Annotated in this window: 21 protein-coding genes; all 21 read right to left on the bottom strand. The window is 47.5% G+C overall.

Annotated elements, in window-relative coordinates; all coding sequences use genetic code 11:
- Window positions 1-85 precede the first annotated feature (85 nt).
- The 21 genes from glyS to BLQ13_RS00200 all read right to left on the bottom strand — a co-directional run bounded on the left by glyS (window position 86) and on the right by BLQ13_RS00200 (window position 22,687).
- Window positions 86-2,161: a glycine--tRNA ligase subunit beta gene (gene glyS, locus BLQ13_RS00100; RefSeq protein ID WP_090914722.1), complete on the bottom strand. Its 2,076-nt coding sequence runs from the start codon at window positions 2,159-2,161 to the stop codon at window positions 86-88.
- Window positions 2,154-3,041, bottom strand: coding sequence for a glycine--tRNA ligase subunit alpha (glyQ, locus tag BLQ13_RS00105; protein ID WP_090914724.1), 888 nt, complete (start codon window positions 3,039-3,041; stop codon window positions 2,154-2,156). Before glyQ ends, glyS begins: the two co-directional genes overlap by 8 nt.
- Before the next feature lie 416 nt (window positions 3,042-3,457).
- The gene (recO, locus tag BLQ13_RS00110) at window positions 3,458-4,210 is read right to left on the bottom strand and encodes a DNA repair protein RecO (RefSeq protein WP_090914726.1); all 753 of its coding nucleotides are present in this window, start codon (window positions 4,208-4,210) and stop codon (window positions 3,458-3,460) included.
- A 33-nt stretch (window positions 4,211-4,243) separates the two neighbouring features.
- Window positions 4,244-4,384, bottom strand: coding sequence for a YqzL family protein (locus BLQ13_RS00115; RefSeq protein WP_090914728.1), 141 nt, complete (start codon window positions 4,382-4,384; stop codon window positions 4,244-4,246).
- A gap of 126 nt (window positions 4,385-4,510) precedes the next feature.
- Window positions 4,511-5,410 carry a GTPase Era gene (gene era, locus BLQ13_RS00120; RefSeq protein ID WP_090914730.1) on the bottom strand — a complete coding sequence of 300 codons (900 nt, stop codon included), beginning with the start codon at window positions 5,408-5,410 and terminating at the stop codon, window positions 4,511-4,513.
- Window positions 5,411-5,442: 32 nt separating this feature from the next.
- Complete coding sequence (locus BLQ13_RS00125) at window positions 5,443-5,856, bottom strand: cytidine deaminase (RefSeq protein WP_090914732.1); 414 nt, start codon at window positions 5,854-5,856, stop codon at window positions 5,443-5,445.
- A gap of 777 nt (window positions 5,857-6,633) precedes the next feature.
- Window positions 6,634-7,011: a diacylglycerol kinase family protein gene (locus BLQ13_RS00130; protein ID WP_090914734.1), complete on the bottom strand. Its 378-nt coding sequence runs from the start codon at window positions 7,009-7,011 to the stop codon at window positions 6,634-6,636.
- Window positions 7,011-7,508: an rRNA maturation RNase YbeY gene (gene ybeY, locus BLQ13_RS00135; RefSeq protein WP_090914736.1), complete on the bottom strand. Its 498-nt coding sequence runs from the start codon at window positions 7,506-7,508 to the stop codon at window positions 7,011-7,013. The genes BLQ13_RS00130 and ybeY overlap by 1 nt, the downstream gene beginning before the upstream one ends.
- A gap of 33 nt (window positions 7,509-7,541) precedes the next feature.
- Entirely contained in the window at window positions 7,542-9,791 is a 2,250-nt protein-coding gene (locus BLQ13_RS00140) for an HD family phosphohydrolase (protein WP_090914738.1), read from the bottom strand.
- Window positions 9,792-9,807: 16 nt separating this feature from the next.
- On the bottom strand, window positions 9,808-10,779 hold the full coding sequence (locus BLQ13_RS00145) for a PhoH family protein (RefSeq protein ID WP_090914740.1): 972 nt from the start codon (window positions 10,777-10,779) through the stop codon (window positions 9,808-9,810).
- A gap of 6 nt (window positions 10,780-10,785) precedes the next feature.
- Window positions 10,786-11,979 carry a sporulation protein YqfD gene (gene yqfD, locus BLQ13_RS00150; protein WP_090914742.1) on the bottom strand — a complete coding sequence of 398 codons (1,194 nt, stop codon included), beginning with the start codon at window positions 11,977-11,979 and terminating at the stop codon, window positions 10,786-10,788.
- Window positions 11,976-12,269, bottom strand: a complete 294-nt coding sequence (yqfC, locus tag BLQ13_RS00155; protein ID WP_090914745.1) for a sporulation protein YqfC — start codon at window positions 12,267-12,269, stop codon at window positions 11,976-11,978. The genes yqfD and yqfC overlap by 4 nt, the downstream gene beginning before the upstream one ends.
- Window positions 12,270-12,473: 204 nt before the next feature.
- A complete protein-coding gene (locus BLQ13_RS00160; protein WP_090914747.1) occupies window positions 12,474-13,082 on the bottom strand; it encodes a hypothetical protein in 609 nt (202 codons plus the stop codon).
- A 13-nt stretch (window positions 13,083-13,095) separates the two neighbouring features.
- Window positions 13,096-14,103, bottom strand: coding sequence for a flotillin-like protein FloA (gene floA, locus BLQ13_RS00165; RefSeq protein ID WP_090914749.1), 1,008 nt, complete (start codon window positions 14,101-14,103; stop codon window positions 13,096-13,098).
- A gap of 161 nt (window positions 14,104-14,264) precedes the next feature.
- Complete coding sequence (locus tag BLQ13_RS00170; RefSeq protein WP_090915628.1) at window positions 14,265-15,590, bottom strand: NfeD family protein; 1,326 nt, start codon at window positions 15,588-15,590, stop codon at window positions 14,265-14,267.
- A 432-nt stretch (window positions 15,591-16,022) separates the two neighbouring features.
- The gene (locus BLQ13_RS00175; RefSeq protein ID WP_090914751.1) at window positions 16,023-16,466 is read right to left on the bottom strand and encodes a GatB/YqeY domain-containing protein; all 444 of its coding nucleotides are present in this window, start codon (window positions 16,464-16,466) and stop codon (window positions 16,023-16,025) included.
- 15 nt (window positions 16,467-16,481) lie between these two features.
- The gene (gene rpsU, locus BLQ13_RS00180) at window positions 16,482-16,655 is read right to left on the bottom strand and encodes a 30S ribosomal protein S21 (RefSeq protein ID WP_005547957.1); all 174 of its coding nucleotides are present in this window, start codon (window positions 16,653-16,655) and stop codon (window positions 16,482-16,484) included.
- Between the two features lie 179 nt (window positions 16,656-16,834).
- A complete protein-coding gene (locus BLQ13_RS00185; RefSeq protein WP_090914753.1) occupies window positions 16,835-17,194 on the bottom strand; it encodes a histidine triad nucleotide-binding protein in 360 nt (119 codons plus the stop codon).
- 223 nt (window positions 17,195-17,417) lie between these two features.
- Window positions 17,418-17,762 (bottom strand): hypothetical protein, encoded by a 345-nt coding sequence (locus tag BLQ13_RS00190; RefSeq protein ID WP_090914755.1) that lies wholly within the window; start codon window positions 17,760-17,762, stop codon window positions 17,418-17,420.
- Between the two features lie 324 nt (window positions 17,763-18,086).
- The gene (locus tag BLQ13_RS00195) at window positions 18,087-21,506 is read right to left on the bottom strand and encodes an AAA family ATPase (RefSeq protein WP_090914757.1); all 3,420 of its coding nucleotides are present in this window, start codon (window positions 21,504-21,506) and stop codon (window positions 18,087-18,089) included.
- Window positions 21,503-22,687 carry an exonuclease SbcCD subunit D gene (locus BLQ13_RS00200; protein WP_090914759.1) on the bottom strand — a complete coding sequence of 395 codons (1,185 nt, stop codon included), beginning with the start codon at window positions 22,685-22,687 and terminating at the stop codon, window positions 21,503-21,505. Before BLQ13_RS00200 ends, BLQ13_RS00195 begins: the two co-directional genes overlap by 4 nt.
- Between the last annotated feature and the right edge of the window lie 13 nt (window positions 22,688-22,700).

Genomic DNA, 22,700 nt, shown 5'->3' on the forward strand with positions numbered 1-22,700 from the left:
TATATTTATACCCTCATATTTCGTTCTTTAATACTGTATTTATGTTTTGCTGAATTGTACAAAGATAATCATTGAACTGCAGTACTTATCCAACCAGTTTGGAGAAATCAGCAAAGCCTTTCAAATCTTGATCTATGGCAGCAAGAAGAGCCAGTCGATTCGCACGTACCGCTTCATCTTCGGCCATGACCATAACAGAATCAAAGAACACCGTGATGGCTTCCTTCCATGCTGAAGCGATAGCCAAAGCTTCTGAAGCGTTATGTTTGGACAATGCATCGCGATAGGTTTCGTTCGTTTGATTCCAGGCATCAAATAGCTGACGCTCTCCATCTTCTACAAACAGTTCAGGATGTACCGAAGCGTTCGATGCTTTGCTAGCCAAGTTTCCTACACGGTTGAACGATTCCAGTGTTGTTTTGAATTCTTCCGCTTCCAGTACGGCTTTCATCAACGCTTCACCTTTAGGAACGATTGCACTAATATCATCGAATCCGGAAGCAATCACTGCATCAACAACGTCATAACGAACCGTTTCCGACAGCAATTTTTTCACACGCAATGCGAAGAAGTCCTGTAAATCTTTACGCACCTCTGCATCTGCACGTTTCAACAGATTCATCTGAGCGTGAACTTCAAGTGCTGCGCCGAAGACATCAGACAAGGTCAGCGGAAGTTGATGATCCAGCAAAATTTGTACAATACCTGCTGCCTGGCGTCGAAGTGCGTACGGATCCTGAGAACCTGTAGGAATAATATTAATAGAGAAACATCCTACAATTGTATCCATTTTATCTGCCGCACTAACAATCGCACCCACAAGAGATGCAGGAGATTGATCACCAGCAAAACGAGGTTGATAATGCTCGAATACAGCCTTAGCAACTTCTTCTTTTTCACCAGCTTTATGAGCGTAATCCTCACCCATCACACCTTGCAACTCAGGGAATTCACCAACCATCAGCGTAACCAGATCGAACTTGCAGATATCTGCGGAACGGCTAACCGATTCAGCCACATCACCAGATACTTGCAATTTCGTAGCCAGGCTGTCAGCAATTTTGCGAATGCGGCGAACCTTATCTCCCACTGTGCCAAGTTCTTCTTGGAATACGATGCTTTCAAGTTTGGACAATGCGTCCTTAATCTCCAGCTTCTGGTCTTCCTCATAAAAGAATTTTGCATCTGACAGACGGGCACGCAACACTTTCTCGTTTCCTTTGGCGATAACATCAAGGGAATCAGCGCCCCCGTTACGAACCGTAACAAAGTAAGGCAACAGCTGACCTTCCTGATTCAACACAGGGAAGTAACGTTGATGCTCACGCATTGAAGTAATCAAAACTTCCTGCGGAATGTTCAAGAACGAGGAATCAAATGTACCAAACAGTACGGTTGGTGTTTCGACAAGGAATAGTACCTCTTCGAGCAAATCTTCTTTGATTGCTATATTCCAGTTTTTCTCGGCAGCCAGCGCCTCAATCTGGGATACAATCATCTGCTCACGTTCAGAAATATCTGCAATGACATGCTGAGCACGAAGCACATCTACGTACACCGAAGGCTCAGATACCACAGCTTCATTGCCCAGGAAACGATGCCCACGCGTTACGTTACCCGCTTTTACACCCGTTACTTCAAGATCAATCACTTCCGTGCCAAACAATGCAACAATCCAGCGAATAGGACGAACAAATTTGAAATCGTAGGACGCCCAGCGCATAAATTTCGGGAAAGTCATTGCGTGTAATACGGATAACAAACCTTCACCAATAACGGATGCTGTCTCTACACCTTTGCTACTTTTCGTTGCATAAATGTATTCAACACCGTTCAGTTCTTTGAAGGTAAATTGATCAGGCTCAACACCTTGACTGCGTGCAAATCCGAGTGCTGCTTTGCTCCAGTTACCGCTGTCATCCAGCGCTATTTTGCGGGAAGGCCCTTTTACCTCTTCTTCCACATCTTCCTGTTTGTCGGCTACGTTCTGAATCAGAATGGCTAGACGGCGTGGTGTCGCGTAAGCCTGCACTTCACCATAGGCAATACGGGATGAATCAAGCCATTTCACAATGCGTTCCTGAAGTTGTGCGATAGCTGCGCGCATAAAACGAGCAGGCACTTCTTCCAGACCAATCTCAAACAACAGATCCTTAGACATTCTCGGCTCCCCCTTTCTTGATCAGCGGGAAGCCCAGCTTCTCACGCTCTTCCACATATGTTGCTGCCACTTGACGAGCAAGGTTGCGGACACGGGTAATGTAACCTGTGCGTTCTGTAACACTGATCGCCCCGCGCGCATCGAGCAAGTTGAACGTATGGGAACACTTCAACACATAGTCATATGCCGGGAATACCAAGTGCTGTGCCATCGCTTTGTTCGCTTCTTCTTCATACATATTAAAAAGGGTAAATAGCATTTTTACGTCAGAGATTTCAAATGTATACTTGGAATGCTCATATTCAGGTTGACGGAATACGTCGCCATAGGCAATACCTTCAACCCATTCAAGATCAAATACATTTTCTTTTTCCTGTATGTAAGAAGCAAGACGCTCCATACCATACGTGATCTCCACTGCTACTGGATTCGTTTCGATTCCACCGACCTGCTGGAAATACGTAAATTGCGTAATCTCCATCCCGTCAAGCCACACTTCCCAACCAAGACCTGCACAACCAAGCGAAGGGTTCTCCCAGTTGTCTTCAACAAACCGGATATCATGCTTGAGCGGATCAATTCCCAGACGATTCAAACTTTCCAAGTAGATTTCCTGGATATTATCCGGAGAAGGCTTGATAATGACCTGGAACTGGTGATGCTGATACAACCGGTTAGGGTTCTCGCCATAACGTCCATCGGATGGACGGCGGGAGGGCTCAACATAAGCCACTTTCCAAGGCTCTGGTCCAAGTGAACGTAAAAAGGTCATCGGGTTCATCGTGCCTGCCCCTTTTTCCGTATCATATGGCTGAACGATAATACAGTTATGCTCGGCCCAGAATTGTTGCAGCGTCAAGATCATCTGCTGAAAATTCATAATCATGCTCCTTTTCGGGTAGTTTGTTAGCAAGCATAGGAGGTGTGCAGGCAATAATAAATAGCCCTCGCCCCACTACGCCTGATGTACAGACGTAGGGACGAGAGCTATTCCCGCGGTTCCACCCTACTTGGCCTGAGTCAAACAAATCCTTGTCTGATCCCGGCCCACTTTTCCGTGTCCATTCATGCTCCCGAGTGCCCTGTTCACAAACCGATTCAATCAGGCTCTCACCGTCCCTGACTCGCTTATCATTGATACACAAGCAAATTATCAGCTCATACGTGTATCAATCATATTTTAAATCGAGTTTCCTACTTTCTCGTTCAATGCATGTCTCCAAAAAGAGAATTTATATTTCATAATATATAAATTTAAAGATGAAGTCAATAACTATTTTCAAGTGTGACCACAGTTCAAATCCCGTACTTTTCCATTTGATCCAGGAAAGAACGGGACTTGAGATGCAAACCTAACTGGTGATCCATAAAGGCACGCATTATTTTTTTAATTTCATTACGGGTAGAGTCACTTACCGATATATTTCCCAACCGCTGTAGATCCAGCTGTACAAACAACCGAAGCAACTTTAAAGTCTTTGGACTAACGGACATCGCTGGCGGATCAAAATGTTTACATGCCCTGCATAAGACACCACCAAGTCTGGGGCTGATAAATAACTGCTCATCCGGCCGCTCTTGGTTGCACGAGATACACTCATCCAGCTGTGGTCCGTAACCAGCTGCCTGTAATATTTTCATCTCATACAGACTTATAATGACTAACGGATCTTTATCTTCTTTCAAAGCCTGCAAACAGGCTTTTAGTTGCTTGAACCAAAACGCTCCCGTCTCTTCATCCTGAAGCACTCGATCGAGCAGTTCACATGCATAGGAAGCATAAGCCGCCTTCACCAAATCTTCCCTGAGCTCATGATTGGATTCGATAATTTCTCCAGCATTCAGTGTACCGAGACCTGTGTTGCGAAAATAAACATATTGACCATAAGTAAAGGGCTGCACTAGTGCAGCATGCCGACTTTTGGGCTTTTTGGCACCCCGAACGAGTACACCTGCTTTTCCACCACTTTCAGTGCAAAGCGTTACAATCTTATTTCCCTCACCATAGTCCATGCTGCGGATGACAATGCCTTCCACTCTGTATAACATGCCTCGTCACCTAACCATTCCTGAATCAGCTCTCTATTCTTTCGCTTCTTCATCTTCACTCACTTCCCTTGCAGTGTCTGACTCCTGTCCTGACGAGTTACACGTCTCGGTATATAACAAATAGGATTCTACATCCCCTGTCATTGAAAATACCTTCCATGAAAAATCCCGCATCGGAAATTCATCCTCTCTTCGGAAATGACGTCTGGTTATACCCGATAGGATGGAGTCCTGAAAGGAAAACTATGTGTTGCAATTAATGGATAAACATTAAGCTGATATTACATTACGTAGTAACGACTACTCTCGTCCGAAACCAAGATCACGCAAAACGCGGTCTTGATTTCTCCAGTCTTTTTTCACTTTAACCCACAGATCCATAAAAATTCTGGAGCCAAGCAGATTTTGGATATCTTGACGAGCACGCTTACCTACTTCTTTAAGCAACGCCCCTTGCTTGCCGATAATGATCCCTTTTTGTGAATCACGTTCTACAAAGATAACTGCGGATATATAAACGACACCATTATCCTGAACTTTCATATCTTCTATCGTCACGGCAATGGAGTGAGGCACTTCTTCACGTGTCATTTGCAAAATTTTCTCACGAATAAGCTCTGCACAGACAAACTGCTCAGGATGATCCGTCACTTGGTCTTCAGGGTAGTACTGAGGCCCTTCCGGCAAATACTTACCGATTTGCTCCAGTAGCGTGCTCACATTGCTACCAAGCATAGCTGAGACAGGCACAATTTCTGCAAAATCATGCAGTTTGCGATATTCCTCAATCAGTGGTAGCAACGCCTCCGGTGCAATTTTGTCAATTTTATTCATGACCAAAATGACAGGTGTCCGCACACTTTTCAGTTGTTCCGCAATGTATCGATCCCCGCCCCCCATACCTTCAGATGCATCGATCAGGAATAAGGCAGCTTCAACCTCACCAAGTGTGTTCAATGCTGTTTCATTCATGTAATCCCCGAGCTTGGATTGACGTTTGTGAATACCCGGCGTGTCCAGGAATACGATTTGTTGTTCTTCGGATGTGTAAACCCCATGAATTTTGTTACGCGTGGTTTGCGGCTTGTCAGACATAATTGCAATTTTCTGGCCAATCACCTGATTCATCAAAGTAGACTTACCCACGTTAGGACGTCCAATAATTGCAACGAATCCGGATTTAAATGCTTGTTTTTTCATATGTTCCTCCTCAGGCGCCTAGGCCTGGAATTTTATTTTTTGGCAGAGTTCAGATCTGAGGGACCAAACGCCCATGGTAGCAATTCAGCAACTGTTGTTTCTAACAAGTCACCTTTTAAATTACCCAAAATGACTTTCATGTCTGGTTCACACAATTCATACATCACTTGACGACATACACCACAAGGGGCAATCGGCCCTTCGGTATCTCCCACGATAGCCATCGCTTTGAAACTGCGTGGCTTATGCCCTCCGGCAATAGCACTGAACATCGCAGTACGCTCAGCACAATTACCCGGTGTATATGCCGCATTTTCAATGTTGCAACCATGGTGCACATGTCCTTCGCTATCCAGCAATGCTGCGCCTACCCCAAAATGGGAATATGGCGTGTACGCCTTTGTACGTGCCTTTATTGCTTCCTGCATTAACAAACCATTATCCATTTATTTTTTCTCTCCCTTAGGGTGTGTGTAAAGGTGCGCTCTTGAGTTAAGTTGATTAAAACCATTTGATTACAGTGGGTCACTCCGATGACAGAATAACCTTTCGATCGCTGTTATCCTCGGATTTTTTCGATCACTTTTTCCAAAGTGAAAATCCGATGATAAAGGCGAACGCTTCGCTTCTTCAGGTTTTTTCTGTCCTCTCCGTTATCGTGTAATCTCTGGGAAACCAACTTAAAGGCAGAGGCACACTTTATTGGTGGTGTGCAATTAAACCTTAAACCATTTGATTACAGTGGGTCACTTCGATGACAGAATAACCTTCCGATCGCTGTTATCCTCGGATTTCTTCAATCACTTTTTCCAAAGTGAAAATCCGATGATAAAGGCGAGCGCTTCGCTTCTTCAGGTTTTTTCTGTCCTCTCCGTTCTCGTGTAATCTCTGGGAAACCAACTAAAAACAGAGGCACACTTTTATTGGTGGTGTGCAATTAAAACATTGGAACCTTTGGATTACACTGGGCACTCCGATGACAGAATAACCTTCCGATCGCTGTTATCCTCGGATTTTTTCGATCACTTTTTCCAAAGTGAAAATCCGATGATAAAGGCGAACGCTTCGCTTCTTCAGGTTTTTTCTGTCCTCTCCGTTATCGTGTAATCTCTGGGAAACCAACTTAAAGGCAGAGGCACACTTTATTGGTGGTGTGCAATTAAACCTTAAACCATTTGATTACAGTGGGTCACTTCGATGACAGAATAACCTTCCGATCGCTGTTATCCCAACAAAACTCTCAACCAAGCAAGCACTGGTTTGAGAAAAACAATACATCCTATGATGACGGCGAACACCGCAGCCAGTAAAACTGCTCCAGCCGCGGTGTCTTTTGCCGCTTTTGCGAGCGGATGAATATCAGGCTGGGCCAAATCAACCGCGGCTTCTACGGCTGTGTTCATCAATTCAGTCACCAGCACCATAAATACAGCTGTCAACACAAACATCCAGTCCGTTCTGGAGATGTGGAAAAAAAATCCGGCTGCGCACATCAAAATAGCTACTCCTGTGTGAACTCTAACATTCCGCTGCGTACGCAAGCCGTAAGCAATTCCTTCCAGAGCGTTGAGAAATACAAGACCCCAGGAGCGCCTCTTCATTATCGTGTCAACCCGGCTTGAGCAAGAACAGCTTCCTGTTTGCCCATCATCTCTGCCTCACTTGCTTCATCCTGATGGTCATAACCAAGGAGATGCAAGAAACCATGAACAAACAGGAAACCAAGCTCACGCTCAAATGAGTGTCCATATTCTTCACTCTGCAATATCGTCCGTGGAACAGAAATGATGATGTCTCCAAGGACATCTGGCATTTCTTCCATTTCCTCGTCCTCATCAAGCTCGTAAATAATGTCGAGCTCTTCATCCACCGATTCGTTCATCGCAAAAGACAATACGTCTGTAGGACGGTCGATACCACGATAATCACGGTTCAGTTCGTGAATCTGCTCATCATCAACAAACGTGAGCGCAACTTCTCCTTCCGTGATTCCTTCAGCTCCACCTGCGAGAGTCAACAATTGCTCCAGCATCGCGATCATCGGTTCTGTAATTTCTTTATCCTGTTGTTCATTATTCCATGCGAGGTTAAGACTCATTCTTTCATAACTCCTGTCTGCTCGTAATATTGATTAACCGGCTTCAGGTGCCGTCGGTTTAGGTTTCTTGATCTCTTCCGGATACTCGATTCTGGAGTGGAAAATGCCCATGACCGTTTCCTTTAATGTTTTGGCCACGATATCCAGCTCACGCATCGTAAGGTCACAATCGTTAAACTGATGATCATCCAGGCGACCTTTGATAATTTTTTCAATCATAGACTCTACCTGCTCCACCGTAGGCTTGCGTAACGAACGAACGGCCGCTTCAACACTGTCGGCAATCCCTACAATAGCAGACTCCTTCGATTGTGCTTTCGGTCCCGGATAACGAAAATCTTCTTCCGTGAAATCCGGTTCAATCCCCGCTTCTTCCGCCTGACGTAGCGCCTTGTGGTAGAAGTAATGGAGGAATGTAGTACCGTGATGTTGTTCGGCAATATCACGTATCGGCTTCGGTAGCTTGTAGTCCTTCTGCATCTCAACGCCATCCCGCGCATGCGCTACGATAATGGACTTACTTAGTTTGGGATCAATCGAATCATGCGGATTCTCCATGTTGTTTTGGTTCTCAATAAAATAGATAGGCCGCTTGGTCTTCCCGATATCATGATAATACGACCCTACGCGACAGAGCAATCCATTGGCACCTATAGCCTCGGCAGCCGCTTCGGATAGATTGCCAACCATAACGCTATGGTGATACGTACCCGGTGTCTCTGTAAGCAGCTTGCGAAGTAATGGATGATTCGGATTCGAAAGCTCAACCAGTTTAAGTGCGGATAGAATGCCAAACGACGTTTCAAAAAACGGCATCAGCCCGATAACCAGAATAGCTGTCAGTACCCCGCCTGCAAATGCGTATCCAATGCCGTACAGCGTTGTTGTTCTGTTCCAGTCCCCTGTATCAATTAAAGCCAGTGTAAAGACAGCCAGAGATCCGAACAGACAGACCATGATAGCTCCTTTTAAGATGGTTGACCGCTGGCTCGCTCGGTGCGTTGCAAAAATGGCCACAAACGAAACGACAACTGCAAAGAAGCCAAGTTCAAAGTCAAAAAGCTGACCCTGGTGTGTATTCAAAATAATGCTGGACAGCATACCGATAAGAATCGAGCACACAAATGCAAGGGATGTATCCAGTAATAGCGCGATCAGCATCGCTCCAACAGCCACCGGTGCTAGAAACCCAATAAATGGACGTTCATTGGTCTGAATTAAGGCTGTCACATGCATGACAACAATCGAAATAATAAAGATGAGAACAAGCATAAGCAGTTGGGCATTATTATATTTGAAATGTGTTCCACTGCCTTGCTGAATAAACATTAAAATCGCTGCCGACAGCATACAGGAGAACAAAAGCAATCCCAGCTGTGGCCAGTAGTTGACTTCGTTTTTCAGCAAATCATTTTCATTAAGCAGCGCATACATTTCCGGGGTAATCATCTCCCCTTTAGATACAAGCGCGTCCCCTTGCTTGATAAACACCGTCGGTGTATTCTCACGAGCTTGGACCTTCGCTTCCTTGGTACCCTCTTCATCATAAAAACGGTTAGCCGTTACCACCAGCCGCGTAAGTTCCTGTACCACTTCACGCTGCGTACGTTTGCTAAGCGAGCTTGCGCTGACCATCTCCGCCACTTTCGCTCGTGCAGTTGTAGCCTCGCTAACCTGGTCTGTCATCAATCTCGCCACAATGTCTCGTGCAACAGGTTTCATTTCCTGAATATCATCTGAAGTCAGACGTGAGATTTTGATATACGTTTCTTCAGGAATACGGTAACTTTGTTCCTGTACGACGTTTCGGATCTCTTCCAGTAAAGTGTCGGAGTATGTACCTGTTTTCCGATTGTTATTAATATAGTTAGACACAAAGTCTTTCTGACGTTGCGGAATCTCATCCCGATAGATATCAATCTTATCCTGGCTTGAGATCTGGTCGTCCTGATTCAAACGGTCAATGCGATCCAGTAGCGTTGTCATCAGGTTTTCGTTACGCATCTGCACGATCTGATATATCGGCTGCACACGTTCGGCCGCTTCTTCCTGTGCTTTCAGTGTAGCCTTGTTATTCGGAATCTGCATTGGCGCAACAATGTCTACCTCACTGCGAGTACCTTCCTGAATGTCGTAGCGCTCAGGCAACAGTTTGGAAGAAAGACTCACGTAAAAGAGGATCACTAAAAACAAAAAGAGAAGATAGCGCGCCCACACGCTATACTTCCATCCTGTCGCTCTATTTTGAAAAGATTTGCCTTTTGACATTTCTTTCGAGGTCACTTTAGACAATCCCTTTCTATGCTTGATTTTCTGCGGCGTGGTTGTAAGCCACAATGATTTTCTGGACGAGGGAGTGACGCACGACATCCTGTTCGGCGAAATGCACGAATCCAATTTCCTGAACTTCACCCAGGATCGTACTCGCTTCCACAAGTCCTGATTTTTTGCCACGCGGTAAATCAATCTGTGTCACATCTCCGGTGATGACCATCTTGGAACCAAACCCAAGACGGGTTAAAAACATTTTCATCTGTTCAGGCGTTGTGTTCTGTGCCTCATCCAGAATGATAAAGGAATCATCGAGCGTACGCCCACGCATATAGGCCAAGGGAGCGATTTCAATTAATCCGCGTTCTAGAGCCTTAGCCGTCTGTTCTTGTCCCATAACGTCGTATAGAGCGTCATACAGTGGTCTTAGGTACGGATCTACTTTCTCCTGCAGATCACCTGGCAGGAAACCCAGACTTTCGCCCGCTTCGACCGCAGGCCGTGTAAGCACAATGCGTTTGGCACTACCCTCTTTGAGAGCGGCTACAGCCAGCACAACAGCCAGATACGTTTTACCGGTTCCGGCAGGACCAATCCCGAATACAATATCCCGTTTTTTAATCGTGGTTACGTAATGTTTCTGTCCAATCGTTTTTACACGAATTGGTTTACCACGGTATGTCGTCGTAATTTCACCTTTAAACAGATCCAGCAGCTGATCCGCACGCAAATCTTTAGCAAGCTCTATCGCATATTGGACATCTCTTTCAGTCAACACATACCCATTTCGTATCAATTGCAGTAATACATCAAATAGTTGTTCAAGTGATTCCACCTGTTGCACAGTACCAAAGATATTAATCTCTGCTTCGCGTGAAGCGATCTGGGCTGGAATCTCGGATTCAATCAGTTTCAGAAAAATATCTTGGGGTCCAAACAGAGATTGCCCCTCTCCCGCACTTTGGAGCGAGATTTGTATACTGCGTGTTTGCTCTGACAAATATCCTCATTCTCCTTGACTATGGACTAACGGAAGTTCTTCCGCGATGCTTTCTTCCACTTCAAATAATACTTTCATATAAACTTTACCATTCTCTTTCTTCTCATGCAAAATTTTTTCACTTAAAATTTTTGTGCCTTTACCGTTTTTGGCTAAAATATCATTTCTTGCCCCTTCCAATCCCTTCGTTTTAGCCCAATCCACACCTTGCTCTTCCTGATGGAAATTCGTTTCCATATCCTTTTCCGTCATCCATCCCATCGGCAAGGTAAATGAACGCCATGTCAGAGGTTTGTGATACGTATCCGTGTCATATGAACTAAAAGGAGTTTTTCCGTACCCCCATAATTGAATTGCCCAATCTCCCAGCACCACGTAAAACCGCTCTTTGCTTTCTCCAGTCATCGTCTGATGTTTCTGAATCAAGGGAACCTGTATATCATATTCCCGCCAGACCATGCCCCGGACTTCGCCTTTGGCAACAATCGTTTTTGTATTTTCCTCATCACCCAGAATGCCTGAGATCAGCACTTGTCCTTTCTTTACACGCGCGTTCTTCTGTACTACGGGACGTCCCTGTTCAGCATAGATCTGAGTGACCACCGCATCTGATTTACTGATGAGATGTCTTGGATTCAGTAGAGGCTCGCGCTTAGGCTGTGCTGACTCAACGACCTGAATCGTAACCCTTGTCCCCTCTTTCGTTACGCCAATCCAGGTCACATCGGGCAATGCCAGCGCCAGCTGTCTGGAGAGCTTGTCCTGACTTTTCATTCGAAACCCCCATTGAAAGGGGTAGATGCCTTCTTTTTTAGCCGCGGCCAGCACTTCGTCTGTCGGAATCGTTACATTCCCTTTCACTTCTACATTCCAGATCATAGACGATAGCGCAAATAATGCCGCTACAAAGAACAGCATGCCCCCTACAAAAAACTTTCTGCGAAACAGACGAGCCAGAAAAAAAGGAAAACCGCTACGGTGCATAATTTTCACTCTGCAGCCTGTCCCTTTTACAATAGGACGCAGTCTGAAAAAATGCGGAAGCAAAATGCTCATATCCGCCTGGCGTCCATCCTGTGCACGTAGATCCCATACACTCAGTCTCTGCTCCGTTATCGTATTAATTAATGTCTCGATATCTCCGCCTGTTACTTTGATCCGCACGGCTCCACGCAATTTATACAGACTAGGCTGCTTCATCCGTTCCCCTCCACTCCATTCATATGAATATCCAGAATCGTACCTTCTATAGCTACTTCATCTGGCAAAATGTTACGTATGACCAAAGCGTTACCACTAATCTCCAATTGACCTTGTGAAAGAGCCAGTACGATGCGATCCGGCGTGAAATGGATGACACCGCGATGATTCTCTATATACAGTTGCTTACTGCCGATCAGGGTTAACCGTGGCATATCATAAAGCACATCCTGCGGCAGGTCCAGCACCTCACTGGTCCATCTGCGCAGCTTGCGGCTGATCCGGGTCATTCGAAGGTCTTCCCCCTTCCTCTACAGTTCAACTTATGCGCAAATTCAGGAAATTATGAAGAATTGGTGAGAGGTTACGTACATATTTTGCTGAAAATACAGGCATACGAAAAAAGCCTTCTCTGGAGGCTTTATGCTCCCAGAAAAGGCTTCGTTCTATTTTAAAACGGGCGAATCGCTTATCGTCTTTATTCTCACTTACTTTTACAACTTCCCTCTCGTTCCAAAAGGTTGCTTCGAACGAGGAGAACCCAGTACCTCAGCCCAAAGTACTCCCGTACGAATATCCTCTTGACGAAGACGAGAGGGCACTGAATCCGTTGTATCTACATCTTCCATACTTGAATTCGATACAGATGGAGAAGTCGCTGAAGAAATACGATTCAGTCTGTCCTGTATCATACGTTGCTGCTCTTCCATCAATCTCATCTGCTCATCTACCGAACTCCGCATGCTATCCAGTGATTGGTCACCTCTAAACTCATCTCCTGAACTAGAGGATGTTGCTGGTTCAGAGTACGGCTGGTCATACCGTTCGTCGTAACGCTCATCATCATATCGTCCATCGTCATAACGCTCATCATATTGCTCCTCATAACGGCGGTCATCGTGTCCGGCTGACTGCTGCTGCGAAGAGTCATTTCCTGAGCGTCGATTCGCATCTTCGCCACCGCCAAATGTCGGCATCCCGTTTCCGGGACGCTTCTGATTGGGGTTTGCTGACTTCCCGAGCTTTCCAAGAACTGAAAAGAGGGCAAAAGCAATAACCGCTACAACATAGAGGTTGTTAAATATCCATTCGAATAGGCTCATTTACATTCACCGCCTATCTTCCGTTTTTGGAATCACCCTGATCATTGGAATTCGAACCTTCAGCAGGTTTTCCCAAAGTGTTACGCATCTGAGTATCCGCTTCAATGTTTTTCAGGTTCATATAGTCCATTACGCCAATTTTGCCACTACGAAGCGCTTCGGACATGGCAAGTGGTACTTGGGACTCGGACTCAACGACACGCGCTCTCATCTCAACAACGCGCGCTTTCATCTCTTGTTCTTGCGCTACGGCCATCGCACGGCGCTCTTCCGCTTTTGCTTGCGCAATACGTTTATCTGCTTCAGCCTGCTCGGTTTGCAAGAAGGCACCAATGTTTTTACCTACGTCTACGTCCGCGATATCAATAGACAGGATTTCGAACGCAGTACCTGCATCCAAGCCTTTGGACAATACAGTACGAGAGATCAAATCCGGATTTTCCAAGACATCTTTGTGGGAGTTCGAAGAACCGTTCGTACTTACAATACCTTCGCCGACGCGGGCAATAATCGTTTCTTCACCAGCACCACCGACGAGGCGATCAATGTTGGCACGAACCGTAACTCGTGCTCTAACTTTAACTTCGATACCGTCTTTGGCAACGGCAGATACGATTGGTGTTTCGATAACACGTGGGTTTACACTCATTTGCACGGCTTGCAATACGTCACGACCTGCCAGGTCAATCGCTGCAGCACGTTCGAATTCGAGTGGAATGTTTGCACGTTGCGCAGCAATCAAAGCATTAACAACGCGGTCAACGTTACCACCAGCTAGGAAGTGACTCTCCAGCTGGTTAATGTTCAAGCCAAGTCCCGCTTTCGTTGCTTTGATCAACGGGTTAACGATTCGGCTTGGTGTTACACGTCTCAATCTCATCGCCACCAATGTAATAATACCAATTCTTACCCCTGACGCGATGGCCGAGATCCAGAGCATAACCGGGAAAAAGCTGAAAAATACGCTCAGTACGATAATAGCGAGTACCGCGATGAGCAAAATCGTGATCATTGGATCCATAGATTTAATTCCTCCGTTTGCAATATGTTTTTGGTAAAAAGAGCATCAGAACTGACGCTGATTAATCCGCTGCTGAAACATCACTCCACCACATTGCCCGCAGCTTGGCAACAGGTTATGTACTTCGCCGAAGCGGCACCATCACTTCGGCAAGCGCAGATTTACACCGGCAAAGCCTGTTGTACGACAATCCGGGAACCTTCTGCTTTGATGACAATTACGGGTGTATCCACAGGAATAAATGCACCATCTGTGACCACATCGACACGTTCACCATCAAACATCGCCGTTCCTGCTGGACGAAGAGGTGTCAGACTGATGCCTTGCAAGCCGATCAGTTCTTTACGCTCTGACGCCGAGGAGTATCCACGATCTGCTGATAACTTATCGCTTAAGATGAATCGATTCCATATTCCTCGATCCTTGAAGACCACAGCGATAATCGCGATTACGACCAGTGCAGCCCCAAAAGCAATTCCCAGGGACACAAACGCATCACTTGTATCGTAAGCCGCCCTGACAACCCCGGCCACCAGCGCAATGGATCCCAAAATGCCCAGAATACCGAAGCTCGGAATAAACATCTCCAGAATCATCATGACAAGCCCGACCGTAAATAATACCCATGTCTCAGCCCCTGCAAACCCCGCAATGTAGTTTCCAGAGAAATAAAGCACAAAACATACAATTCCGACGATTCCCGGAACCCCAAACCCAGGCACAATCAGTTCAATAATGACACCGGCAATACCAATGAATAGCAGTACAGTCATCACAATCGGATTGGTTAAAAAGGTAGAAATATTCTCTGCAGCAGTGCGTTCTAGCTTGAACACATTTTCTTGATTGTAACCAAGCCATGCCGCTGCTTCCTCAGGTGTGTTGCTGATGTGGTCCGCATAACCCACTTTAAGCGCATCCTCCGCGGAAAGAGCAATAATTTCGCCTTTTTGTTTGGTTTTATTGATCTCAGGCATTTCTACCACTATATTGACGTCGGCCATACCTGCCGCAATATCACCATCCCGGCCGCTTTTTTGGGCTGCGCCCTCCATTTTACTCGTCCAGTATGCTACCAGCTTGGGATCGTCAACATGTTTGCCTGTGCTATCCACCATAGCCGCAGCACCAATCATGCTGCCTGGTGACATTACGATCTTATCTGCATTCAGCGCAAGAAAACTTCCTGCGGATGCAGCATCACCACGGACAAAAGCCAACGTTTCGATAGGGCTGTTTTTAATCATCGTGCCTAGCGCATCTGCAGTATCCACACGGCCTCCAGGCGTATTGATATCAAGAATGATCAAACCAGCATTCATTTCCTCTGCTTCCTTGAACCCGCGCTCCATGAATTTGCCTAATCCCTGCTCGATTGGTTTATCCACCGGAATTACGTATACGGCGCCGTTTTTCTCAGCTGCATGTGCTGACGGTATTCCAATCCAGACAGGAAGTAAAAGCGTCAGCAGCATCAAGAGCATCATTGACCCCGTAAGCTTCTTCCGGCGCTTTCCCCTCACATTAGTCCCCCCTTTTCCAATAATGTTATACTGTCCAGCTTATGGTATTTATTACGTACAATGCAACATTACGTTTCAAAAACTTAAAATTATATTTGAATACTCCAGCAAATGCAAGAAATATATATCCAAAATCATGTTTTATAACCAATATTTATAATCTTCATGTACATTCGATGAGAAAAGGACAAGAGCAACCTAAATAAAAGTGCCTCCTATTTAGAATCTTATATGACTATTTATCTGCCATCTTTTTAAAACCGCGCTCTCAAAAGAGCTATTCCGCAGTCTCACGTGTCGATGAACAGGTAATGAACTGAGATGGGATAGGACGAGATAAAATGGAGCATGAAAAAACACCCCCTGACAAGTCAGGAGGTGTTTATTGAATTTGCTTTATTGCAGAAATTGTTGAACTGCTTGATTAACCAGTTTGCCGTCCGCTTTGCCTTTAACTTTCGGCATAAGGGCCGCCATCACTTTCCCCATCTCGGCTTTCGAAGAAGCACCGGTTTCCTGGATGGTCTGCTGTACAATAACTTTAATTTCTTCTTCGGTAAGCTGTGCAGGAAGATACTGGATAAGTATTTCAATTTCCGCTTCGGCATTTGCCGCGAGTTCTTCGCGACCTGCTTTGCCAAATTCTTGGAGGGCATCTTTGCGCTGTTTGATTTCACGACTCAGGATATCAAGCACTTCGTTGTCATCCAAATCTCTTTTCAAATCTATTTCAAGATTCTTGATCGTCGAACGAATCAACCGAATGGTGGAGAGTCTGAACTTGTCCTTACTCTTCATCGCTTGCTTCATATCTTCGTTCAATCGTTCGCTAAGATTCATGTAGTTAAAATCCTCCTAAAACTTTCTCTTACGAGCAGCCTCGGACTTTTTCTTGCGCTTTACGCTTGGCTTCTCATAATGCTTACGTTTCTTCACCTCAGCCAAGACGCCATCTTTAGCGATGGAACGTTTAAAACGGCGAAGTGCAGCATCAATAGTCTCGTTTTTGCGAACTTTAGTTTCAGACACCAGTTTTCCCTCCCTCCGACCAGACCGTCCAAGAGCAATAACACGGTTCATCATCTTTCATTATAGGCGAAAGGCAATAAAAGTGTCAACCTTAACGTGATCCCTTAATATTAGCTGAGCTACAGCAATTTATCAAGTGCAAAAACAATATTGCAACCTGAGTGCATCATATCGTGATCTTATTGGTGTGAATCAGACAAACTTGTGAGTGCCCCAAGTCTGGTTCCGCCCAGCAAATGGTAGTGCAAATGGTGCACCGTCTGCTCGCCATCTTGGCCGCAATTGTTAATCAGGCGGTATCCCGATTGTTGCACGCCGAGCCCATTGGCAGCCTCCTGTGCAGCCATATGGATTTCTCCGATCAAGAGCATATCCTCTGCGGTTACATCATTCATGGAAGCGATATGTTTCTTCGGAACAATCAACACATGGGTCGGTGCCGCAGGATGAATATCGTGAAATACGACTACATGATCGTTTTCCAGTACTTTGTTGGAGGGAATGGTGCCCTCTACAATTTTGCAAAATAAGCAATCCATCGTACAATCCCTCCTTCCTATGAGTTCGAATTATGTATACTCCTATATCATACTAAAAGTAAAATCGTACGTCCAATGCCTGGCAGACAACTCCTTTCCTCTCTGTAATCATCTGTAAAAGAAAAAGCCACACCTGTGAAGGCAGGGCTATCCCATTGCCGAGGTATGACCGTGATTGTATTATGATTTCTTTGATACGGATTAAAAAAGAATTTAAACCATTTTAATAATAAGGCAGTAAGGTTAATGCCGTCAGGGCAAATAAAGGCAGAACCAGCCTGTTAAAGCGTCTGCGGCCATATCCGTAATAAGGGTAAGGAGCAGGGTACCCGTATCCAGGATAAAATCCACGAGCAGTTGTCGCCGGATACTGAACCATCGGCATCATATTTGGAGCTCCGTTTGCATGGCCTGCCATGACTTCATTGCCAACCGGAACAGCCAAATAAATCATCTCATCATCCACATTCTCTACAATGCCATCATAATGTGAACCATCATTCATCTGAATACATACGTAACGATGGATATGATCCTTACACAGTTTCTTTGCCGTACCTTTATCCATGCCTAATCGCCTCCCAGTTCAGCTCTTCTTCACCCTTCATCCTATTCAACTCTGGGCGGATTGACACTGTGTTAAAGACGATTTGAAAAAGAATGAAAAAAGAAGCCCCTCGTGAGCGGCCTTCCGAAGAAGTCCGGCTACGCGGACATCTATACAGGAAGCTTCCTGAACAGATGTCCGTCGGGGGGCTTAAAACAAGTTTGTCGGCTTAGCTGTAGTATAACAGCAGGTTGAACCTGTATCTGTGATGAAACTCACTTGTTATCGTGAGATATCAAAAAAAGAAATATTTTTACAAATGAATTATTTATTAACTTCCTGGACTCATAAGTTTTCCATTACAACCCTGGAGCCTGTCCCCGCATCACCAGCCGGAATTACGACCAGTTTGCGTTGCAAACGCGCACGCAGTTCAGGAACGTGACTGATGATGCCCACAGCCAATCGATCGTCATGCAATTTTTCCAGTGAAGTAATGACCGTATCCAGCAGTTCCGGGTCCAATGTGCCGAACCCTTCATCCAGGAAGAAAAATTGTAGCGGATACTGCCCACGCAACTGAATCTGGGCGGATAGTGCCAGCGCCAGCGACAACGAGGTCAGGAACGTTTCTCCACCAGACAAGGTTGATACTGGACGTTTCACACCACCGTTGGCATCGTCACAGATCACAAAGCCGCCGCCCGAATCCACTTCAAGGGAATACCTCTGCTTGGTAAGGAAGCGCAGACGCTGGGAAGCCGCATGACTTACCTGCATCAACTGCTCTTCGGCAATGTACTCCACAAATGTATTCCCCCGGAACGCGGTCTGCAACTTGCTAAGCAACTCGCCCTGGTGACTGATCTCCAGCCGTTTCGTCTCCAGCTCCGTCCAGCGAACATGACGTTGCTGCACATCCTCCAGATCCCGTTCGGCCCGTGCTTTCACCTGCAAGGCAGTTTCATCCTCATATCTGGCCTGTTTCAAACGTTCTGTGCAAGCGATCCACTGTTCCTCCGTCACAACCGCACCATCCAGTTTCCGCTCCAGTTCACGTAACTGAGAAGCAAGTTCACGTTCTCGTTCACGATGATGCTGAATTTCTTTCTGTAGCCGTTCTGCTTCCTCGGCAGCCAGCGCCGCCTGAGTGACAGCGATATCTGTCTCGAACGCGGATTGCTCCAAGAGCAGCCGCCAGCGCTCCTGTGCAAGCTCCAGATGTTCTGCAGCTGATGCGGCGGCCTGCCCAGCCATTACGTCACGTTTCACCGATTCCTGCTTCTGTGCATCCGCTTGTTTGAATCGCTGTGCAGCTAGCTCAGCAGTCTTGCGCAGTCCATCCAGGCGAGCCTGTGTCTCGCGGATCAGATCTTCTACCCGTTGCTCTCCTACCCACTGGCGCAAACGCTCCTCTTTCTCGGCCAGTTGTTTGCTGCCGCCTTGCCATTCGGTCTGCCACTGGATCAGCTGCTTGTCGAGTTCCACCAGCTTCTGCTGCAATGACTGGACAAGCTGCTCTTTCTCCTCAAGGAACGTCACGCTTTTGGCCAGACGTTCCTTGATGTCTTCGGCGCGTGCATCGCGCTCCTGCATCGCTTGATAGAGGCCTGCGGCCTCCTCCTGTGCGATGTCAGGCAGTTCCGCGGCCCAGCGGCCCTGCAATGCAGCCGCCGCGGCTTCGCTCTCGGCCAGCTTGCGCTCCGCCTGGGCGAGCCCGGCACGGCCGGCCTCTTGCGCAGCTGCCGCTTCCATGCGGCGCTGCTGCGCGCCCGAAGCCGCCTGCTGCAACGCTGCGGCTTCGCTCTGCAGCGGCGCTGCTGCGGCAGCCAGCGCCTGCGCGGCCTCGCGCAGCCCAGCGGCACGCGCTGCCCAGCCCGCCGGAGATCGCCCATCCTCGGGCGATCCGGCAGGCTCGGGCTCCGCTGCCGCAGGCGCGGCCTCGGCTGCGGCCGTGGCATCGCCGGCCGCGGCGCCAAGCTGCGTCAGCAGGCTGCGACGTTCGTGCAGCTGCTGGCGCAGCCCAAAGCGCAGCTCCTGCAGCTCCGCGTGCAGGCTGCGCAGCAGTTCCAGGTCCGCATCGTCTGCGTGCGGACCTTCTCCCGGCGGCGCAGCCGGGAGCGGGTGGTGTGCGGAGCCGCACACCGGGCATGGCTCGCCGTCCCGTAATTCGGCGCGCAAGGCAGCGGACAGCCGGTGCATCTCCTGCTCACGCATCGAACGGCGTAGCTGCTCCTCCGCACGGGCCAGCAAGCGCTGTTCGCTGTTAATATCCTGCTCACAGGCAAGCAAGGCCTCAAGACCTGCTGACGCCTGTTCCACCAATTGCTGGCGCTGTTCGGTCAGGCGTCCCTCTTCCGCAGCCGCAGCCTCCAGTTTGGCGGCCCCTTGTTCTGCAGACTGTTGATAGGTCTGCATGTCCACTTTGTGCTGTTTCACCTGCTCGAATGCTGTATCGATCCGATGTTTCAGCTCAAGTGCTGTTTGCAGCCGTCTACGTTCATCAGATTTCACTTCATTCGGTTTGAGACTTTCCTGCAATTCCTCACGCCGTTTCCGTCCACGCATTTGCAGTTCCTGCTCTTTATCCAGCTGTTGTCTCAGCGTTGTCTGTTCGGTCTGCCCTTTCTCCATCAACTGCGCAAGCCGTGAACAATCCGCCTGCAAAACATCACGTTCCCGTTGCAGCTCTTTGGCCTGTTCCAATTGATCCAGACGCAGGAGCAGTTTGGGCTCTTCTGCTGCAAGCTGCTGCCGTGCCTCTTCTGCCTTTTCAGCTTCCTGCACAGCCAAACGTTCATGCTCCGCCGCCTGTTTCCCAGCAGTTTCTGCCTCCAACAGTCGCTGCTGGTGGGCTTCTGACGCGTCCCGAGCTGACTGAAGCGCAGGTAGCATCTTCTCGGCTGCTCCCGACCGTTTCAAACGCTCCTCATCCGCTTCAATCTGTTCCGCCTTAGCCTGGAGTTGTTGCTGTTCTTGCAATCGCACTTGTTGTTCCTTACTCAGCTCACGAATCCGGCCGAATTGTTCTGCTTCCTTCACCGCTGAATCCAGCTCTTTCCGTGAGGATTCGGCGTGCTGAACCGCTGCCTTAAGCAAATGTTTTGTTTCTTCAAGCATTTCTTTACTGGCATTGCCAAGTCCCTGCTGCTCCGCAGCAAGGGATTGATGAGCCATATCATTATCTTTGACCCGCCGACTTAACTTAATGGCGAGTTGATCCCCATACTTCTCCAGATGAAAGAGACGTTGCAGCATCTGCCTCCGCTCACTGCCTTTCAGGGAAAGGAACTCGGCAAATTTCCCTTGCGGTAATACTACGGCTCTCGTAAAATCATCCATTTTCAGACCAATGACGTCTTCAACGCACCGATTGACTTCTGCCAGCTTATCAGCAAGCACTTGATCTTCCCCATCAATCGTTTCAATAAACTTGCTGACCGTATTACTAACGGACACTTCATTGTTACGCTTAAAACGCCGTTCGACCCGAAATCTACGAGTTCCCGCTGCCGAAGCAAGCTCAAATGTAAAAGCAACCGATAGCGAATCTTCAGCATGGTTCATAATGCCTTGTGTACCATTGACTGCCCGTTCCACCTTGCCATACATGGCAAGGGTGATCGCATCAAGCAAAGAAGATTTTCCGCTACCGGTAGGCCCGAAAATACCAAACAAACCTGTTTCGGTCAGTACCGTAAAATCAATCTCCTGCATCTCACGATAACTTTGTAGCCCGGCGACTTTCAATAAAATCGGTCTCATCGGCCTTCGACCTCCTCACGCACGCCTGGCTCATCTTCATCGACCAGCTCCAGGAAAAGCTGTACCAGACTGTCTTCTGGTAGGGCTCCACCCGTTTGGCGCTGGTAAAACTTGCGAAAAAGTTCATGCACAGGCAGTTCTGAACGCTGTTCTATGAACCCTGCGGCCTCCATCTCCGGATATACTGGACGAATATGGATAATGCCCTCATGAGCTTTACGCAACTGCTGAATCTCTTTTAGAGACATTGCATCCTCCAACCAGACCTCCATATCAATGTATGCCTGTGAGTCACGCCCCTCATCCAGCCAACGGTACACTTCTGCCAGACCACCTCTCGCCTTCCAACGAACAAGCGGGTTGCCTGAGGTAAGCAATACTTCTTCTACTTGTGCAAATCCGCCTGGCGTAAGATCAACCATTGTAACGGATTTGCTCTGCCCTGCTTCCGAGAAGCTGTACGCCAGGGGAGAACCACTATACCGAATCACACCGTCTCCTTTGACGGCTTGCGCACGATGGAGATGTCCCAGAGCCGTGTATTGAGCACCAGTAGACAGGGAAGAAGGGTCTACGGTGTACGCTCCCCCCACCTGGATAGGCCGTTCAGAATCGCTCTCTACTCCGCCTAGTACATATATATGACTCATAGCGAGATTCACTGTATCCGGACGAAAGGAAGAAGCCAAACGTTGCATTAACATCCCTACTCTGCGGCTGTATGCTTGACGTAGTACATTTTCGTCACCATCTGTAGTTAACAGCTCATTTAATCTCGCTTCTGATGGATAGGGCAAAGCCGCAATATGTGCTGTCTCCCCGGTTCGACGAGTATGAATAGTCACAGCCTCTGACACTGGTGTACCTACTAACGTAATTCCTTGTCTGTTCACAAGCGGAGTTACCGAGGCTACACGTTCGGGTTGATCGTGGTTGCCTGCAATGACAACAAGTGGCCTGCCGTTTTCAGTCAAACGTGCTGCCGCCTCATAAAACAGCTGTTCCGCCGACGCAGGCGGATTTACCGAATCGTACACATCTCCAGCCATCAATATGGCATCAGCCTGCTGATCGTCGGCTAGTTTGACGAGTTCATCGACGAACTCCTCCTGTTCACGAAGCCGGCTTCGTCCCTCCAGCGTTTTCCCCAGATGCCAGTCTCCCGTATGCAAGATACGCATCGTCCGCTCCACC

It is taken from the genome of Paenibacillus polysaccharolyticus (assembly GCF_900102085.1).
Taxonomy (GTDB): Bacteria; Bacillota; Bacilli; order Paenibacillales; family Paenibacillaceae; genus Paenibacillus; species Paenibacillus polysaccharolyticus.

Bases quoted from the DNA above. Each gene is read 5' to 3' on its own strand.
- glyS (WP_090914722.1), bottom strand. From the start codon at position 2,161: ATGTCTAAGGATCTGTTGTTTGAGATTGGTCTGGAAGAAGTGCCTGCT.
- glyQ (WP_090914724.1), bottom strand. From the start codon at position 3,041: ATGAATTTTCAGCAGATGATCTTGACGCTGCAACAATTCTGGGCCGAG.
- recO (WP_090914726.1), bottom strand. From the start codon at position 4,210: ATGTTATACAGAGTGGAAGGCATTGTCATCCGCAGCATGGACTATGGT.
- BLQ13_RS00115 (WP_090914728.1), bottom strand. From the start codon at position 4,384: ATGCGGGATTTTTCATGGAAGGTATTTTCAATGACAGGGGATGTAGAA.
- era (WP_090914730.1), bottom strand. From the start codon at position 5,410: ATGAAAAAACAAGCATTTAAATCCGGATTCGTTGCAATTATTGGACGT.
- BLQ13_RS00125 (WP_090914732.1), bottom strand. From the start codon at position 5,856: ATGGATAATGGTTTGTTAATGCAGGAAGCAATAAAGGCACGTACAAAG.
- BLQ13_RS00130 (WP_090914734.1), bottom strand. From the start codon at position 7,011: ATGAAGAGGCGCTCCTGGGGTCTTGTATTTCTCAACGCTCTGGAAGGA.
- ybeY (WP_090914736.1), bottom strand. From the start codon at position 7,508: ATGAGTCTTAACCTCGCATGGAATAATGAACAACAGGATAAAGAAATT.
- yqfD (WP_090914742.1), bottom strand. From the start codon at position 11,979: ATGAAGCAGCCTAGTCTGTATAAATTGCGTGGAGCCGTGCGGATCAAA.
- yqfC (WP_090914745.1), bottom strand. From the start codon at position 12,269: ATGACCCGGATCAGCCGCAAGCTGCGCAGATGGACCAGTGAGGTGCTG.
- BLQ13_RS00160 (WP_090914747.1), bottom strand. From the start codon at position 13,082: ATGAGCCTATTCGAATGGATATTTAACAACCTCTATGTTGTAGCGGTT.
- floA (WP_090914749.1), bottom strand. From the start codon at position 14,103: ATGGATCCAATGATCACGATTTTGCTCATCGCGGTACTCGCTATTATC.
- BLQ13_RS00170 (WP_090915628.1), bottom strand. From the start codon at position 15,590: ATGATGCTCTTGATGCTGCTGACGCTTTTACTTCCTGTCTGGATTGGA.
- BLQ13_RS00175 (WP_090914751.1), bottom strand. From the start codon at position 16,466: ATGAATCTTAGCGAACGATTGAACGAAGATATGAAGCAAGCGATGAAG.
- BLQ13_RS00185 (WP_090914753.1), bottom strand. From the start codon at position 17,194: ATGGATTGCTTATTTTGCAAAATTGTAGAGGGCACCATTCCCTCCAAC.
- BLQ13_RS00190 (WP_090914755.1), bottom strand. From the start codon at position 17,762: ATGGATAAAGGTACGGCAAAGAAACTGTGTAAGGATCATATCCATCGT.
- BLQ13_RS00195 (WP_090914757.1), bottom strand. From the start codon at position 21,506: ATGAGACCGATTTTATTGAAAGTCGCCGGGCTACAAAGTTATCGTGAG.
- BLQ13_RS00200 (WP_090914759.1), bottom strand. From the start codon at position 22,687: ATGCGTATCTTGCATACGGGAGACTGGCATCTGGGGAAAACGCTGGAG.